This window comes from Paenibacillus cellulositrophicus (assembly GCF_009363095.1).
Taxonomy (GTDB): domain Bacteria; phylum Bacillota; class Bacilli; order Paenibacillales; family Paenibacillaceae; genus Paenibacillus_AQ; species Paenibacillus_AQ favisporus.
Map to the genome: position 1 here is coordinate 746,855 of NZ_CP045296.1, position 18,216 is coordinate 765,070.

Below are 18,216 nucleotides of genomic sequence, written 5' to 3' on the forward strand. Positions count from 1 at the left end.
TAGATGGTTATGAAGAGCGCGCAAGTCCAGGCGACGGCCGCTCCATCCCGGGTTTCCGCAAGACGGGGGAGACGCATATGGATTCAGATGGTCAAGCGGTACGACCTGTATCTCATGCTGCTGGTGCCGATCGCCTGGTATTTGATCTTTCATTACGGGCCGCTGTATGGTCTGCAAATTGCTTTTAAAAATTTCAACCCGGCCAAAGGAATTATTGGCAGCGGCTGGGTCGGCTTCGATCATTTCGAACGGTTTTTCGATTCGTATTATTTCGGGCGGCTGCTGTGGAACACGTTATCGATTAATCTGTTTTCGCTGCTGATCGCTTTTCCGATTTCCATCGTGCTGGCGCTGATTGTCAATGAAATTCGCAGCAAATCGTTCAGCAAGCTGCTGCAAAATATTACGTTCATACCGCACTTTATTTCCGTCGTCGTCATCGTAGGCATCCTGAACGTATTCCTCTCGCCCACGACGGGGCCGATCAATTCGCTGATTGAGGCATTCGGCGGTTCGCCGATCCGATTTCTGGAGGAGGCCGGCTGGTTTAAAACGATTTTCATCGGCTCGAACATATGGCAGAACATGGGCTGGCAATCGATCATTTACATCGCGGCGCTCAGCGGGATCAATCCCCAGCTGTACGAAGCGGCAAAGATGGACGGCGCCTCCCGGATGCGGCGCGTGTGGCATATCTCCTTGCCGGGAATCGTTCCCGTCATCGTGATCATGCTGATCCTGGACATCGGCCATTTCATGGACATCGGATTCGAGAAAATATTACTAATGCAGAACAATTTGAACCTTGAGGCGAGCGATGTCATTTCCACATTTGTGTACACGACCGGTATTCTCAAAGGAGAGTACAGCTACACTGCGGCCATCGGGCTGTTCAACTCGGTCATTAACCTGGTGCTGCTGCTATTGGTGAACCGGTTTGCACGCAAAACGTCGGAAACAAGCCTTTGGTAAAGGAGGACCATGCGCCATGTCTAAACAAGCTGCTGCTATGATCAGCAGACCCAGGGATGAGCGGGTGTTCGATGCGATCGTGTATACGATCGCATCGCTCATCATTCTGATCGTGCTTTATCCGCTCATTTTCGTGGTCAGCGCTTCGTTCAGCGACCCGGCGAAAGTGCTGAACGGGGAAGTATGGCTGCTGCCGAAAAGCGTGTCTTTGGACGCGTACTCGAATATTTTTCATAACGGAAAAATATGGACGGGATACATGAATACGATCATTTATACGGTAGTCGGCACGATCGTCAATATGATCCTGACCATATTGGCGGCTTATCCGCTGTCAAGACCCGACCTGCCCGGCCGGAAAATGCTGATGGTCATCATTACGCTTACGATGTTTTTTGGCGGCGGGCTGATCCCTACTTATTTGCTCGTCAAAAATCTGGGCATGCTGGACACGATGTGGGCCTTGATCGTTCCGGGAGCGATCTCCACGTACAACCTGATCGTTATGAGAACGTACTTTCAGAGCAGCATCCCTTGGGAGCTGCAGGAGGCTGCCCATATCGACGGATGCTCGAACTGGCGGCTGTTGATCAACATCATCCTGCCCCTGTCCAAGCCGATCCTGGCCGTCATGGTGCTGTTTTATGCCGTCGGCCATTGGAACTCATTTTTTAATGCCCTGATCTATATCCGCGACGAGGGACGGTATCCGCTGCAGCTAGTCCTGAGGGAAATCTTGTTGATCAGCCAGACCGATGCCGTTGACGGCAACGTCGGACTGGAGAGTAAGGTGCTGCTTGCGGAAAGTATCAAGTACGCGGTCATCATTATTTCCAGCCTGCCGATTTTGATTATGTACCCTTTTGTGCAGCGGCATTTTGTCAAAGGCGTCATGATTGGCTCCATTAAAGGATAGACATGGGCAGACGCCTTGATTGGCGGCGTTTAATAACATCTTACTTATGGAGGTACATTGTGCAAACGAATGCGACGATAACAATCGACTGCAGCCGGCCTGGTGAACATACGGTTAACCCCTATCTTTTCGGGCATTTTGTGGAAGATATTCGCGACCATATGGAAGCGATGCTGGCCTTTCCCTTAAGAGATATGGATTTTGAAAGCGAGAAAACCGGAGAGAGCGCCGTATCGGGAAGCTGGTTTCCCTTTACGAACGGACGAAATACGCAATATGCGCTGGAAGCGCCGGCACTGAGACATTCAGGCCGCGCTCAGCGCATCCGGATCATGAGCGATGACGAGGCATACGCAGGCATCGCGCAAAATGCAGCGCTAAAGGGACCGATGACATACACGGTCCGCATTGTCGCCCGCGCATCCGTTGAGCTCCGTTATATCATACTGGACGCGGTGGACCGGCGGACCGAGGAGCTTCTTGGGCGTGTGAAGATGGAGCTCAAAAGCCACAATTGGCAGGAATACGAAGCCAGCCTGCCCGTCTCCAGAAACTGTGCCGACGCGGAGATCTGTGTCTATGTTCCGGCAGACCATCCCCGTTGGACCGACCATGTTTCCACCGGCATGCTGTGGCTCGATCACGTATCCCTGCTTCCTGAGGACAACATCGGGCTGGTGAAACGCGAGGTGATCGATATGGCCCGGCCGCTGAATGCGGGCATGATGCGGCTCTCGGGGAATTACATCAGCGCATACCACTGGGAACATGGCGTGGGTCCGGTGCTGGAACGGCCAGTGATGTACAACGAAGCTTGGGGCGGATGGACCAGCAAGTATTTCGGGACAGACGAATTTATCCGGTTTTGCCAAGAGCTGCAGGTGGAGCCGCTGATCTCCGTCAACGACGGGTCTGCTACGGCCGAGGAAGCCGCACGGTGGGTGGAATACTGCAACGGAAGCATCGACACGCCGATGGGAGCGCTGCGGGCGGCGAACGGTCATCCCGAGCCGTACAACGTAAGGTATTGGGAAATCGGCAACGAAGTATGGGGCGACTGGCAGGTGGGAACCTGCTCCGCCGATGAATTCGCCGAGCGCTGCAAGGCATTCGCGCTAGCGATGAAGGCGGTTGACTCGTCCATCGTCATCTTGGGCTGCGGGCATACCGACCCGGAATGGAACAAGCCGGTGCTCGATATTGCGGGCGAACAGATCGACTACTTGACGATGCATTTATACCACGGCTTCGGACGCTTTGGGATGAACCGCGATACGCCGGCGGAGGAACGATATAAAGCCATCGCAACCTTCCCGGAATGGACCCGTGAAGATATCCGGCAGGCGGAGGAACTCATACGCGCGAACCCGAAGCACAGCCATGTGAAGCTCGCCGTCACCGAGTACAACACCATGTATTTTCCGAACACGGTCCGCAAAGGGCTGCCGGATGAGCACACGCTGGGGGCCGCCGTGGCCAACGCCGCCAACCTGAATGAAATGCTCCGCAGGAGCGATATGGTGCACATCGGCAGCTTCTCCGATCTGGTGAACGGTTGGCTTGGCGGCTGCATCCGTGTGGGCGATTACTACGCCGATCAATACCGCGGCAAGAAGCCCGGCTGGAGCGGCCTGCCGCTTACAGTGTACGGAACGCCGACCTATGAAGTGTTAAAGCTGTACGCCAACCGGGACATCCGGCGAATCCTGCCGGTGGATGCAGAGTGCGGCACCTTTGCCGTGCAGTCGCCGAAGCAGACGCGCATCGGGCTTGATGCGGTGCCTGATTTGGACGTGACTGCTGGTATTAACGAGGACAGCAGCGTCATCACTTTGTTGATCGTGAACCGAAGCCTGCATGAAGTAAAGGCGAAGCTTGACCTGCTTTCATTCGAACCTTTCGGTGACACTATTTTACATGAGATCACAGGCGACTCTTTCGAAGACATTAACTCCGTTTTCGAACCGGACCGCATCAAATGCGTGCCCCGTGTCGTTCCGGTTTCAGCTTGGCAGGACGGTTATCCTTTACGGAAAACATCGGTGTATGCGGTTGAAATCAAGAAAGAACAAAGGTCAGGAGTGGCAAAATGACAACCAGAGGCTATATCAAGGATTATCCCAGGCCGCAGTTCGTCAGAGGCGACTGGATGAGCCTGAACGGAGTGTGGGATTTCCGATTCGACGACCATAACGCGGGAGAACAGGAACGCTGGCAGGAGACGTTCGCTGAAACGCATAAGATCAACGTTCCTTTTACGTACGAAACCCGGCTGAGCGGAATCGGGATCGAAGAGTTCCACCCTTACGTCTGGTACAACAAAAAGGTACATATCCCGAAAGAAGCTGGGGGAAAACGGGTCATCCTGCATTTTCAAGCCGTCGATCACGTTGCCAAAGTGTGGATCAACGGCCAAATGGCCGGCAGCCACCAGGGCGGGTATGCCGCCTTTTCCTTTGATATCACGCCATACTTGGTCTTTGGCGCCGATAACCAAATTACGGTGAAAGCAGAAGACAGCGACAACTGCACCCAACCGCGCGGCAAACAGCGCTGGACGAAGGACAACTTCGAATGCTTTTATGTCCAGACGACGGGCATTTGGCAGACAGTATGGCTGGAATATGTAGAAGAGCAGCGGCTGGAAACCGTCAAAATCACACCGGATGTCGACCGGTCGATCGTCCGTTTCGATTACCAAGTGGAGGGGGTGGAAACTTCAGGCGATTTGAGGCTGGAGGCGATCGTTACATTGAAGGGCAAGCCTGTGAAGCGGGTGAGTTTAGTGATTGACCGCCCCTGCCTGACGGTGGAAGTCGATCTGATTCATGAGGCGAACGGGCCGTGGAAAAAATGCCTTTGGTCGCCGCAGCACCCGAATCTGTACGATGTTGAGTTTGTCCTGACTTTGGACGGCCAAGTGGTGGACCGCGTCATTTCCTATTTCGGGATGAGAAAAATCTCGATCGAAAATGGCCGGGTGCTGCTGAATAACGTGCCGATCTACCAAAGATTGATCCTGGATCAGGGGTACTGGACGGACAGCCATTTGACACCGCCGAGCGAGGAAGCCCTGATCGAAGACATCGACAGCATGTTAGCGATGGGCTATAACGGTGTTCGCAAGCATATGAAAATCGAAGACGCCCGCTTCCTCTATTGGTGCGACGTAAAAGGTCTGCTGGTATGGTCTGAAATGGCTGCGACCTTTGAATTCCACGATCAGGCAGTCGAGGCGTTTACGAAGGAATGGCTGGAGATCGTCCGGCAGCAGTACAATCATCCGAGCATTATCACGTGGGTTCCTTTCAATGAATCTTGGGGGATTGCATCGATCCTTCGCGACCAAAGACAGCAGAAGTTCACCGAGGGCATTTATCATTTGACCAAAGCGATTGATCCGTACCGGCCGGTAATTACCAACGATGGCTGGGAGCATACCGTATCCGATATTTTGACACTGCATGATTATGTCGAAAATGGAGACGGGTTCATGAAGCGGTACTCGAACCTGGAGGCTGTCTTAACATGCGAAACGACCTGTAACCAATGGAAATTCGCTTTTGCGGAAGGGTATGAATACCGGGGTCAGCCTATTATGATCACCGAGTTCGGCGGCATTGCGTTCCGGTCGGACAAAGGCTGGGGTTACGGACGTCAAGTCTCTACTGAAGAGGAGTTTCTGAGCCGGTTCGAGGGATTGACCATGGCAATCAAGAGTGTTGATTCCATCGTTGGCTACTGCTATACGCAGCTGACTGATGTACAGCAGGAGATTAACGGAATTCTGAACGAAGACCGTACGCCAAAATTTCCGCTCGAGAAAATTAAACAGATCAATATGGCATAACCAAACGCCGATACTCCAAGAGCCAAAAGAATCATGTTTCTTTTGGCTCTTCCCGTGTTCAGATCCATTTACGAAAAACGTAATCTATCGTACAAATTAGGGAGGTAATATCATAGTGAAATCCTTGCGATGGCTAATCATGGTAGCGGTTACATTTTCCCTGATCACCACGGTGCCCACCGAAACCTCTGCTTATCAAAACCCGAGAACACTTCCTGACGAATGGGGGCAGTATGGACTCGGAGACCCTTACGTTTTGAAATTTAACGGATATTACTATTTGTATGTGAGTACGCGAGATACGGATGACGGCGTTAAAGTATGGAGCTCCAAGGACTTGGTGAACTGGTCCTACCGGGGTTTGGCCGCAACGGACCCGATTACGCATGGCGCTTATGCGCCTGAGGTCGTCTATTGGAACGGCATGTTCTACATGTATACATCGCCGGCAGGCCAAGGACATTACGTCCTCAGCAGCACGAGTCCTACCGGTCCGTTCAATGTCGTTACCGGCAATCTCGGTAAAACGATCGACGGCCATGTCTTTATCGACGACGACGGATCGTTCAGCTTCTATCATGCAGGGCAGGGGCGCATCGATGCAGCACCGATGAGCAGCCCGACCTCGATCGGAGCGAGCTCGTCTACAGGTGTCGGCATGGGAGGCTGGACTGAAGGGGCGACCGTGTTCAAGCGGAACGGCAAATACTATATGACCTATACCGGCAATCACGTGTTCAGCAAAGGATACCGGGTAGATTATGCAGTGAGTACGACAGGTCCGCGGTCCGGTTACGTTGCCGACAGCCTGAATCCGGCGTTAATCAGCACGGAAGGCCCGACCGTGGGACTTGGTCACAACACCGTGGTGGTCGGCCCTAACCTTGACACCCATTACATCGTGTATCACAACTTGGAAGGGCCCGGCGTGGTTGGTCCGCTCCGTCATCTCAATATGGACCGCATCGTTTGGAACAACGACAAGCTGATCGTTCAGGGACCGACAACAACGCCGCAGCAGGATCCGGCGATGCCCACATTCTACGATTACTTCGACCGGACGTCGATCGGCAGCGGGTGGACCAATGTCAACGGCGGCCATTGGGGCATCTACAATCAAGAGCTGATGTGGCAGGACTCGATCGGCGATACAACCTGGTACAAACAGATTTCGTCGGCAACCAGCTCTTCCGATTATACGGCCGAATTCAATACGAAAGAAATGAAGCGGGGCACTTCCGCTAGCCCAAGATACGGTGCCACCTTCTCGTATACGGACGAGAACAATTATGGCGTAGCGCTGCTAAGCTCGAAAAACAACCGCCTTGCGACGTCCTTCCGGATCAACGGTGTGGATCAAGCGTGGCAAACGTTCGACCTGCCTGCAGGTTTTGATTACACGAAATGGCACAGCATTCGTATCGAGAAGTCCGGCACGACGTTTAAGTATTATGTGGACGGCATGCTGAAAGGAACGCGGACGGCCAATTTGGTCGGAGGTAAAATCGGTGTCCTGACGGAAGATACGCATGCGGATTTCGGCTATGTCGCTGTCAGTAACGATGTCAACGGAAGCAGCGCATGGGATGCTTACAAACCGGTTCCAGGGACGATCGAAGCGGTGCATTACATGAAGGGAGGCGAGGGTGTCGCCTATCATGACACGACCGCGAATAATATTGGCGGCGCGTACCGCACGGACGCGGGCGATATTCGTCTCAACAGCGAGGGGCTGTTTAACCTAGGCTGGAATCAAACGGGAGAATGGTATAAATACAAAGTTAACGTGGAATCAAGCGGTTATTACGATATCGACTTCCGAATGGCCACAACGATGAACGGTGTGCAAATCCGCCTGTGGGACGGATCGACGGACGTAACGGGAATCATCGACGTGCCGAACACAGGGGACTGGGATAACTGGCAGACCGTAACGAAGAAGGGAGTCTATTTGAATGCCGGGCAGCGCGAGCTTCGAGTCGAATTCGTTAAAGGTGAGGCCGATTTCTCGCGGATGACGTTCCATAAGAGCGCACAAGTCACAGCGCTTAGCGATGATTTTAACGATGGTAATGACAACGGGTGGACGCGTTTTGAAGGGACATGGGCCGTAGAGAACGGCGAGTACAGCGCTGGAAGCTCTGGACCTGCCAAGTCCACGATCGGTGACGCGAACTGGGCGGATTACACGGTCGAAGCCGACGTCAAAATGATCGACGCTGGAGGCGACGGTGGATTGCTCTTCAGGGTGTCCAATCCTTCCCATGGCACGGAGCGGGGGCAAAACAACTATGACGCCTTCCAGGGGTACTATGCCTATTTGACGACAAGCGGGGTTAACCTCGGCAAGATGAGTTACAGCTGGACATTCATCCAAAGTGCGCCGCAGACTTATGCGACAAACACCTGGTACCATATGAAAGTGGTGGCGAAAGGGACAAATATAAAAGTTTACGTGGATGATATGAACCAACCGAAAATCGATTATACGGACAACAGTCTGAACCCGTTCACGCATGGTAAAGCAGGTGTCAGAACGGCCAATAAGCATACGCATTTCGATAACTTTAAAGTTTCGCCGTAAGCCGTAACAGGAAGGTATCCCGATCTCTGCGTACTCCCCGTAACAGCAGCAGCCTGCCGATTTCTGGATCGGCAGGCTGTTCTCATGATTGCATCATTTCGATTTATAAAAGTTCTCCGCTTTTTGGATCATATGTTTTTCTTCGTCCGGCACATCCGTATCGTAAAAAACGGCTCCGACCGGACAAGCTACCTCACAAGCACCGCACTCAATACAAATATCCGCCTCGATAAAAAATTGGTCCGGGCCTTCCTCGATGCAGTCTACCGGACAAACGTCCACGCATTCTGCCGCTTTTTCATCAATACATCCCGAAGTAATCACATAAGGCATTGGGTCTCACCCTTTCGATGAAATGCTTACTACCGGCGTATCACGCGTACCGGTAAAGAGATCAGCGTCTGTCCGGCGGCGGATGGGGTCAAGTGATCTTCCAGCTTGAACCCTGGAACGGGATCGATCCGCTCAAATTGGTCCATGAACAGCCCCAGGCCGATGTTGGCTTCTAGCCGGGCCAGCGGTGCTCCCAGGCAGAAATGCGGACCGCTGCCGAAGGTCAAATGCCGTTTATTGTTGGAACGGTGGATGTTCAGCGTGAACGGGTCCTCAAAAACCTCTTTATCCATATTCGCAGCACTCATCCAAGCGACGACGACGTCTCCTTTTTTAAGCTCCACGCCGAGCACGTTATTATCCTTCTTCACTGTACGGTCCATCTTCGCCATGTGGAACCGGTAGCGAAGCATTTCTTCCACCGTATTCGGAAGAAGCTCACGGTTAGCCTGGACCTCACCGTAGATCTGGTCGTTATCATACAGGAAGGAATAGAACGTGCTGGACAGCAGATGGCTTGTCGTCTCAATGCCGGCCCCGAGAATGAACATGGTCATCCGGACGATTTCGTCATCGGTCAAACGTTCGCCATCGACCTCGGCCTGGATCAGATCGGAAATAATATCATCAGTGAGCTGGCTTCTTTTGGCGATGACATGCGGATAGAGATAGTTGTAGTAATTCGTGGCCGCCTGCCGCTTCAGTTCCTGAACGTCTTCGACATTGTCGGCCGGAAGAGGGAGGAACAGATGATCGACCCATTCCTTAAACAAGAAGCGGTCTTCGGACGGAACGCCGAGCAGGTCGGCGATTACGATGGTGGGCAGCGCGCTTGAGAAGCTCTTTACGATATCGATAACCGGTTCGTCATCCATTTTCTTGATCAGCTGGCTGACCACCTCATGGATGCGCGGCTCCCACAGCTTCAAGCTTCTTGGCGTGAACGCCGCTGACAGCAGGCTGCGGCTTTTGCGGTGTTCCGGAGGATCCGAACTGAGATCGACCCGTCCCGAATTATGCTGGCCGGCTTCATTATCGGCGCCGACGCTGATCGTCGTTCGTGCCCTCACGCTGGAGAAGTACTCGTAATCGCTCAGTACTCTTTTAACATCTTCATACCTGAAAACATTCCAGGAATTCGTTTCCTCATTATAGCTGATCGGATCATGTTCCAAGTGGTGCCTGTACCATTCAAAGGGGCTGAATTCTTCCACGGCGGATCGAAATTGGGTGATTTTAGCTAAGGAGATAATTTCCTTCTGCATAATACTCCCTCCCGGTTTGAATTATTTGGATTATGATTAAATTAACATATGTTAATTTAACATATAATCATCAGAGGGACCACGACCGAATGACCTATGCCTAAAGGTCCGCTTACCTGTTGTAACGGTTGGATCAAGACTATGGGCGGACCCTTAGGCCTCACTCACGACGCTTTTTTTGATCGCATCGGATGAAATCTCAATACTCCGGGACGTGCGCTTGATAAAGAACGAGAGCAGCAGGCCAACAATACCGATGCCGATAATGACAACGTAGGCGTCGTTAATTCCTTGGATGGTCGCTTCAAGCACCATTTGCTTCTGATTCGCCGCTGCGCCGCCGGACGCCATCATGTCCGTCAGATGCGTTTTCGTCCGGTCGGACATGACCGTTACCAACAGGGAAGTACCGACCGCACCGGCCACTTGACGCACGGTGTTGGATATGGCTGTTCCATGCGCGTTTAATCGGGCAGGCAGCTGGTTGAGACCTGCGGTCTGAATCGGCATCATCAGCAGTGCCATACCGATCCGGCGTCCCGTCGACATGAGCAGCAGATACGCATAGGTGGTATGATCCGTCAAGTTGATGAATCCGGCTGTGGTTGCGATCGTAATGACCAATCCGGCAACGGCAAGCCATTTGGCGCCGAAGCGGTCAAACAGGCGACCGGTGACGGGCATCAGCAGTCCCATTACAAGCGCGCCCGGGAGCATCAGCAATCCGGATTCCAGAGCGGAATAGCCGCGTGCATTTTGCAGGTATAACGGAAGCAGCATCATATCCGCATACATGACCATCGTAACCATGATGTTGATCACCGTGGTCAGGGAGAACATGTTGTACTTGAAAGCCCTTAGATCCAGCAGGGGTTTCTTGGAAACAAGCTGTCTCCATACAAACAGCCCGAGGGCAATCACGCCGACGGCAATGGACACCAGCACCTCGGCGCTGGACCATCCTTGGCTCCCTGCCTGGCTAAAACCGTACAGCAGCGTGCCGAATGCGACTGTGGACAGAACGACGCTGATGATGTCCATCTTGGAGCGGACTGTCTCCGACACGTTTTTCAAATAAACAAAGCCGCAGATCATGACGATAACGGCAAGCGGGATCATGCCATAGAACATCGTTTGCCATTTGAAATTTTCCAGGATGTAGCCGGCAAGCGTCGGGCCGATCGCTGGAGCGAAAATGATGGCGAGTCCCATCATGCCCATGGCCGCGCCCCTCTTTTCCGGAGGAAACAATACCAAAATCACGTTGGTTAACAGCGGCATGATGATGCCGGCGCCTGCCGCCTGAATCATGCGTCCCGTGAGCAGAACCGGGAAGTTGACCGCGAGGGCGGACACGATGGTTCCGACGAGGAAGATCATCATCGAAGCTTGGAACAGCTGGCGGGTGGTGAACCTCTGCATAAAATAAGCCGTAATCGGAATCAGGATTCCGTTGACCAGCATGTAGCCAGTGGTCAGCCATTGAGCCGTGGTGGCCGAAATGTTGAAATCAATCATCAATTCCGGGGTGGCCACGCTCATGACCGTCTGATTCAGTGTTGCGAGGAAGGCGCCCAAAATCATAATGATCAGAATCGGACCCTTCTTGACGGAACTGCTGGTTGTGTCCATAGGATGACTCAATCTACTCCTTCCTTTCTTTTCTCTCTAGACTTAATTTACAATGTGTTGGATAATTAACATTGTATAAATGAGATTATAGACAGAAGAGTGGAAGCTTACAAACAACGTTTTCACAGAAAATGTAAATTAGTTTTCGTTTCACCGTTTTAATGTTGATTAGTGATAAGATTTACTGCACATTGGTATTAAATTGTCTATTACGCAGGCCAGGAGAAAGGAAGGAAAAAAATGCCCGACGTTTCCAAACAGCCGACCGACCCCAGAGTGCTTCGTACAAGGCAGCTCATCAAGGATGCTTTTATCGATCTGCTGCAGGAGATGGATATCGAGAAAATGTCCATCAGCCGGATCGCCGAACGTGCCACCATTAACCGCGTCACTTTCTATTTGCACTACCGCGATATTCCCGACATGCTGGAGAAGATGGCCGATGATATGATCGAAGATTTCAAGCAGGCCGTGGGCATCGAGCCGGAAAAACCGGCTGCGGCCGAAGAAGAGGATTGGTTCATGATGCTGCGGCTGCTGGAGCATATTGCGGAGCATCACAAATTTTATAAGGTGATTTTGGGATCGCGGAAGGCGCCCATATTCAGTGAAAGGCTGTTAAATATGCTGACTGAGTTAATTTCGGCAAGAATCGAAGAAATGGGGACCGAGTCTTTTTGTTACAAAGCAGGCATACCCAAGGACATCGCCATCTGGCATGGATCGGCAGCCCTCATTGGTACGATTGTGGCCTGGCTGCGCAATGACATGCCGTACACACCGGCCTTTCTCGCCAAGCAGTTTTATTTGCTGACGCGCAGCCGGATTGAAACGAAGGGAGAGTGAATGGCTGGATGCAGGAATTATCTTTAAAAGAGCGGTTGTTGATTTTATCGGAAACGATCCGGATGACCGAAAAAGCATTTGCGCATTGGGAGAGTGCAACCATCACACCTGATGAATTGGGGGAAGCGGCAACAGAGTTTTTCGACAAAGCCGCAGCGGCCGAGAACCGGGCTGATTTTCAAAAGGTGATGTGGGCGTATTTTGGACAGCTTCGTAACGCTCATTCGAATTATATCGACAGGGCGGCGCCGTTCCCGCATGGCGGGGCGTTTCCATTATCACTGCTGGAGTCGGATGGCTCTTGGCTTGTAAAGGAAGACGACACCGGTCTTACCTGCCCCGGGGATATGGTAGTATCCATTGCCGGAAAATCGATGAACGAGTGGCTGAACGAGATGAATCAATGGGCCAGGATTGCGGATTGGCGTATGATGGCTGGCCGTCTATCAGTGTATTTTTCGCATTATTACATGAAGGAGCAGGCAGATATCGAATTGTTGAATGAGCAGGGCCATACTCGAACGGTTACGTTAACTCGTCAACCTATAGATTACAACAGTCACAACAATGGCGATACATCAGGAAAATGGCTGCAGCAAGACAAAACGGCATATATACATATTCCAAGCTTTAACCATTCGAGGTTTGAAGAGAAGGCTCTCGAGCTGATCGGGGAATATCAACACGCTTCATCAATTATCATCGATGTGAGAGGAAACGGCGGCGGGAGCACGCCGGGAAGGTTAATCCACAAACTTATGAACCGGCCGTATCGGTGGTGGAAAGAGATGGCGCGCCATCCTGAGTTTTTATACCGTCGGCATCCGAATGCAGAAATCTCCTTTACAACGGATTATCGGTTTTCCGTATTTGATCCGGACTATACGCAAGCTTCGGCCGAAACCTCCTACCAAGGTAATGTCATCATCTTGGTGGATCGATTCACCGGTTCTGCAGCCGAAGACTTTACCATGCCGTTTATTGACAACGGAAGAGCAATCATCATCGGAGAGAGGACTTACGGTTCAACCGGTCAGCCGCTCGTTCAGCACTTCGATGACGGCAATATCGTTGTGCTGGTCGGAGCCATCCGCTCCTATTTTCCAAACGGGGACCCATTTGAGAATGTTGGCATCGTACCTGATATCGAAGTTCCGGTGAGTAGAGAAGATCTGTATCAACGAAGGGACAGAACGCTGGAGAAGGCGCTTGAGGTTATCAAAAAGGCATCATTGTAAATCGTAATAAAGCGAAGGTCGGGCATACAGTGCCCGGCCTTTATTATTTTGTGAGGACATAAAACCCCACTTATTTTTTCAACTAGGGATTGTCATGCGGAAGAATATGCCTTAATATATTCGATAATGATAATCATTATCATTACATACACAGACATCGGTACACATCGATAGGAGGTGAATTCTTGAATACGAAGGAAGGAACAACGACTAGGTTGGGGAGCGGCTATTATGCAGTGATTTTGATCTTGATGATTCTAATCGTGTTATCCGCTGTTTTTTCCGTATCGATTGGACAGGTACATATTCCTTTCAGGCAGGCGTGGGAGATCATCGTTCATGCCTTGACCAACGGCAAATGGGGATCGATGAGCCATGTCGAGAGTGACTCCTACGTCAACATCATTTTGCAAGTCCGGATGCCCCGAGTCATATTTGCCCTTTTGATCGGCATGGGGCTCTCTTTATGCGGAACGATCATGCAGGCGGTCGTGCAAAATCCGCTCGCTGACCCGTATATTCTCGGCATTTCGTCTGGCGCATCCTTGGGAGCAACTTTTGCAATCCTGGTCGGATTCGGCAGCGGTGCGCTGCTGTCCCAGTTCGGCGTCGCCTTCGGGGCTTTTGCCGGGGCCATGATCACGTCGATTGCCGTGCTGGTGTTATCCAGCATCGGAGGCAAAGCGACATCGGTAAAGCTCGTCTTATCCGGCGTCGTCATCGGTGCCTTGTGCAGCTCCTTTTCCAGTCTGGTCATTTATTTTGCCAACAACGCGGAGGGCATCAAGACCGTAACGTTTTGGTCCATGGGCAGTCTGGCTTCCTCCAGCTGGGATAAAACGCCAATCATGGCCGCGGTTGTACTGCTCGGCTGCGCTTTGTTCCTATTCCAGCACCGTGTGCTCAATACGATGCTGCTCGGGGACGAGTCAGCCATTACGCTCGGTATTAACTTGAGTGCTTACCGCAAGTTTTATATGATCGCCGCGGCGCTTATTACCGGTACGATGGTCGCATATGCGGGCATGATCGGTTTTGTCGGTTTAATCATTCCCCATATCGGCAGGGGGATCTTTGGCGCGGATCATAAGCGGCTGACGGCAGGAACGCTGCTTCTGGGCGGATTGTTCCTGATCTGGTCGGATATTTTATCCAGAACGCTGATTCATAATGTGGAACTGCCCATCGGGATCATTACGTCGGTGATCGGCTCGCCGCTGTTTATCTACATGATCGTGAAAAAAGGCTACAATTTCGGAGGGTGAGACATGGAGTTGACCGCAAAGGAAATGCAAGTCCGGATCGGCAAAAAAGATATCGTGAAGAACGTTTCGATCCAGGTCAAAAACCGGCAGTTCGTAGGCCTGATTGGTCCAAACGGATGCGGGAAATCCACACTGTTGAAAAGCATATACAAGAGCCTGGTTCCGCAGAAAGGGACCGTTTATTTAGACGACCTGGATGTGCTGAAAACGAACGAAAAGAAAGTTTCGCAGCGGCTTGGCGTCGTGGGCCAGTTCAATGAGATGAATTTTGATTTAACGGTCCAGCAGATGGTCATGTTGGGCAGAACACCGCACAAGAAGCTGCTGGAATCCGACAAAGCGGAGGATATGGCGATTGTGGAAGAGGCTTTGGCGAGAACGAATTTGCTGGATTATAAAGAGCGCAGCTATTTGTCGCTGTCCGGCGGGGAAAAGCAGAGGGTCATTTTGGCGCGGACGATCGCGCAGCAGCCGAAATTCATGATTTTGGATGAACCGACGAATCATCTCGACATTCGGTACCAGCTCGAAATTTTAACTTGTGTAAAAGGGTTGAATATCGGGGTGCTGGCCGCGCTTCACGATTTGGAAATGGCCGCTCATTACTGCGATTATCTCTATGCCATGAAGCATGGCGAGGTATATGCGCATGGCACGCCTGAAGAGGTGCTGACGCCGGAGAACATTGAAGCGCTGTACCAGATCAAGTGTAAGACATATATAAATCCGGTTACGAACGGGTTGGGATTTGCGTATGGTCTATAAAAGGGGAGGAAGACAAGTGAAAAAACATCTGCTGCTGACTGCCGGGATTGCGGCAATGCTGCTGCTCAGCGCCTGCGGAAATGCAGCGAAAACCAGTGAACCGGAGGCCCAAGCTGCCAGCCACTATCCGGTAACCATCGAAAATTTCACGAAGGCGGAAGGCGGAACGACTTGGGAGAAAAAAGAGCAGGTATTCGATAAGGCGCCAGAACGCATCATGGCCAATACCCGGCCAGCAGCAGAACTGCTGCTCCACCTTGGACTTGGCGACAAAATCGCCGGGGTCGGCGCAAATTTCGGGGCACCGGATCCAGCGGTCGAATCGGAATATAACAAACTGAATATCCTTAGCGACGAGTACGTCGGCAAAGAGGTTACGCTGGGTACCAATCCTGACTTGGTTTACGGACGGGGCGGCTTATTCGATAACGCCGATTGGGGAGTCGGCACGGTGGACACCTTGAACGGCATGGGAATCAAAACCTATGTTCTGGAATCGTCCGTGACCGGGGGAACCTATGATTCGATTTACAAAGATATTGAACATCTAGGTGAAATTTTTAACGTACAAGATAAGGCCGAGTTGTTCATCAAGGAGCTGAAAGGGAAGCAGGAAGGCATCACCTCCAAACTAGCGGGTATCCAAGCGGAGAAAACATTCGCCTATCTCCATATGAGCGATCCGAAGGAAGTGAGCGTATACGCAGCCCAACAAGAAACATTTTTCAATGATGCGTTCAAAATGGTCAAACTGGACAACGTCTTTAAAAATGAAACGGGCGAGGTCAGCGTCGAAATGCTGATTCAGGCAGACCCCGATGTACTCATCATCCCGGACTGGAGCACGACGGGCGGCACGACTCAGGATAATCTCAAAGAGGCGCTTTATGCAAATCCCAAATTGTCCAGCATGAAGGCGATCAAAAACAAGCAAATCTATGCGGTGGACTACAACTATATGTTTGGCTATGGCTACAATACGATCGACGGGATGGAAAAGCTGGCCAAAGAAATGTATCCTGACTTGTTTAAATAGTTTCATATCATATAGAAGCGCGTCATGACAACACTTTGTAATCGATAGAATCGCTGCTCCTCCATCCGATTTCCTTCCTTCTGATTTGTGTAAATAAGAAGTAACAGCCTGGGCCATACTATGCCAATAGGAAATGAATGGGAGGTGGGAGTGATGAGCGAGACCAGTATTACGATTCATTTTGTCGGCGGAGAAGCACTCAATATTATATCCGATGACGTCAGCGGTGTAATTTCCAGGCTGAAAAGCGAGGAATGGGTAGAATTGAATGAGCATCAGGTGCAAACTTCGAACATTTCCTTTTTTACGGTGTATGAGTCCGGCTTTGGCAAAAACAGCGAAAAACAGCTTCCGTCTAAAAGCTGAATGGGTCATTAGCATCGCGAACGACAGCCTGGAACGATCCGGGCTGTTTTTTTGTCGTGAAGACTTTCATATCTGTACCCAGCAGTAGGCTGATGGGCTTCTCCTCCATCCCGTTATCCTCGACTAAGGTCTAGTGATCACACTGGCCTTTTGATAGGTGTGCTCCATGCGATTTTCCTTATAATTAAGATTATACATAACCAAACAGGAAGAAACTGGGGGTACAAATGAAAAACATAATCACAGGGACGACCGCCGTACTTGCCGTCATGCTGCTCGCAGGCTGCGGAACCATGGAGGATGCTGCACAAAAGCTCAAGCAGGGGGCGCACGAAACGGCAATGACTGCCGGAACAACGGTCATGGATACAGTGAGCGGTATCGAAGAAAGCATCAAAAGCAAGGGTGACAGCATTCAGCTTACAGCCGAACGGGAAGTTGGGGCAGATTCGTCGGTACAAATTCACCATAAAGCAGGGAATATCACTCTCGTACGGGGGACAGGAAATAAGATCACCGTGGAGACCACCATCTGGTTTTTAAATGATCAGACTCATCGCAATATTGCCGAGCAAGCGGTAACCTCCATTGTGGATAAAAACGGCACGATGGAGATCGTGACACATGCAAATGGGGATCCCAAACGAGATTTATGGGATTGGGCAGAGTCCCGTTTCGGGAAATCCGAGCTGTTGATCGAGTATGTCGTCAACGTACCGGAACAGATCACCGGTTATGAAATTATTAACGATGTCGGCGGCATCACGATGAAAAACCTGAACGGATCGTATCAGGTTGAAAATAGTGTTGGCAGTATTACCGTCGAAGGAGCGCATGTTGCAGGGAAATCCAGAATCCAATCGGATGCCGGAAGCGTCCGTGTGGACATCCACGAAATGGAGAAGGACAGCACTCTTCAGGTAGGCACTGATGTAGGCGGAGTCCATGCGGCACTTGCAAGTTCCTTGTCTTGCACCTTGAAGGTTCGGAGCGAACTCGGAACCATTTCCGGTGTATCGAGCGGTTCTACCGACTTCAACGGCGGGGGCCCGGTCATTACGCTTTCCTCTTCGGTCGGAGCGATTTCGGTAGAAGAAGCCATTTGAAATCAGTGATTTGAAACCATGTATGTTTAGATGATTTGTGAT

At 51.4% G+C, this 18,216-nt stretch carries 15 protein-coding genes; 12 read left to right on the forward strand and 3 right to left on the reverse strand.

What is annotated here, in order from left to right; translation table 11 throughout:
• Positions 1 to 9 precede the first annotated feature (9 nt).
• From GCU45_RS33035 to GCU45_RS33055, 5 genes are all read left to right on the forward strand, one after another.
• Positions 10 to 972, forward strand: coding sequence for an ABC transporter permease (locus GCU45_RS33035; protein WP_145019673.1), 963 nt, complete (start codon positions 10 to 12; stop codon positions 970 to 972).
• Between the two features lie 16 nt (positions 973 to 988).
• Positions 989 to 1,888, forward strand: a complete 900-nt coding sequence (locus tag GCU45_RS33040) for a carbohydrate ABC transporter permease (RefSeq protein ID WP_076165610.1) — start codon at positions 989 to 991, stop codon at positions 1,886 to 1,888.
• Between the two features lie 59 nt (positions 1,889 to 1,947).
• Positions 1,948 to 3,981, forward strand: coding sequence for an alpha-L-arabinofuranosidase C-terminal domain-containing protein (locus GCU45_RS33045; protein WP_152404422.1), 2,034 nt, complete (start codon positions 1,948 to 1,950; stop codon positions 3,979 to 3,981).
• Positions 3,978 to 5,738: a glycoside hydrolase family 2 protein gene (locus GCU45_RS33050; RefSeq protein ID WP_152404424.1), complete on the forward strand. Its 1,761-nt coding sequence runs from the start codon at positions 3,978 to 3,980 to the stop codon at positions 5,736 to 5,738. The genes GCU45_RS33045 and GCU45_RS33050 overlap by 4 nt, the downstream gene beginning before the upstream one ends.
• Before the next feature lie 115 nt (positions 5,739 to 5,853).
• Entirely contained in the window at positions 5,854 to 8,322 is a 2,469-nt protein-coding gene (locus GCU45_RS33055) for a family 43 glycosylhydrolase (protein ID WP_244364715.1), read from the forward strand.
• Positions 8,323 to 8,415: 93 nt separating this feature from the next.
• Here GCU45_RS33055 and GCU45_RS33060 read toward each other — a convergent pair whose 3' ends face one another.
• The 3 genes from GCU45_RS33060 to GCU45_RS33070 form a co-directional block, all read right to left on the reverse strand.
• Positions 8,416 to 8,655 (reverse strand): DUF362 domain-containing protein, encoded by a 240-nt coding sequence (locus GCU45_RS33060; RefSeq protein ID WP_105442987.1) that lies wholly within the window; start codon positions 8,653 to 8,655, stop codon positions 8,416 to 8,418.
• Between the two features lie 29 nt (positions 8,656 to 8,684).
• Complete coding sequence (locus tag GCU45_RS33065; RefSeq protein WP_152404426.1) at positions 8,685 to 9,920, reverse strand: cytochrome P450; 1,236 nt, start codon at positions 9,918 to 9,920, stop codon at positions 8,685 to 8,687.
• Between the two features lie 153 nt (positions 9,921 to 10,073).
• Complete coding sequence (locus tag GCU45_RS33070; protein ID WP_152404747.1) at positions 10,074 to 11,552, reverse strand: DHA2 family efflux MFS transporter permease subunit; 1,479 nt, start codon at positions 11,550 to 11,552, stop codon at positions 10,074 to 10,076.
• 240 nt (positions 11,553 to 11,792) lie between these two features.
• On the opposite strand from GCU45_RS33070, the gene GCU45_RS33075 reads away from it, so the two are divergent.
• From GCU45_RS33075 to GCU45_RS33105, 7 genes are all read left to right on the forward strand, one after another.
• Entirely contained in the window at positions 11,793 to 12,398 is a 606-nt protein-coding gene (locus tag GCU45_RS33075; protein ID WP_152404427.1) for a TetR/AcrR family transcriptional regulator, read from the forward strand.
• Between the two features lie 8 nt (positions 12,399 to 12,406).
• Positions 12,407 to 13,636 (forward strand): S41 family peptidase, encoded by a 1,230-nt coding sequence (locus tag GCU45_RS33080; protein ID WP_152404429.1) that lies wholly within the window; start codon positions 12,407 to 12,409, stop codon positions 13,634 to 13,636.
• Positions 13,637 to 13,821: 185 nt separating this feature from the next.
• The gene (locus tag GCU45_RS33085) at positions 13,822 to 14,901 is read left to right on the forward strand and encodes a FecCD family ABC transporter permease (RefSeq protein ID WP_244364716.1); all 1,080 of its coding nucleotides are present in this window, start codon (positions 13,822 to 13,824) and stop codon (positions 14,899 to 14,901) included.
• Positions 14,902 to 14,904: 3 nt separating this feature from the next.
• Positions 14,905 to 15,666 carry an ABC transporter ATP-binding protein gene (locus GCU45_RS33090; RefSeq protein WP_152404431.1) on the forward strand — a complete coding sequence of 254 codons (762 nt, stop codon included), beginning with the start codon at positions 14,905 to 14,907 and terminating at the stop codon, positions 15,664 to 15,666.
• A gap of 16 nt (positions 15,667 to 15,682) precedes the next feature.
• Positions 15,683 to 16,702: an ABC transporter substrate-binding protein gene (locus GCU45_RS33095; protein ID WP_152404432.1), complete on the forward strand. Its 1,020-nt coding sequence runs from the start codon at positions 15,683 to 15,685 to the stop codon at positions 16,700 to 16,702.
• Positions 16,703 to 16,855: 153 nt separating this feature from the next.
• Positions 16,856 to 17,068: a hypothetical protein gene (locus GCU45_RS33100; protein WP_076165586.1), complete on the forward strand. Its 213-nt coding sequence runs from the start codon at positions 16,856 to 16,858 to the stop codon at positions 17,066 to 17,068.
• Between the two features lie 227 nt (positions 17,069 to 17,295).
• Positions 17,296 to 18,174, forward strand: coding sequence for a hypothetical protein (locus GCU45_RS33105; protein ID WP_152404434.1), 879 nt, complete (start codon positions 17,296 to 17,298; stop codon positions 18,172 to 18,174).
• The last annotated feature ends 42 nt before the right edge of the window (positions 18,175 to 18,216 follow it).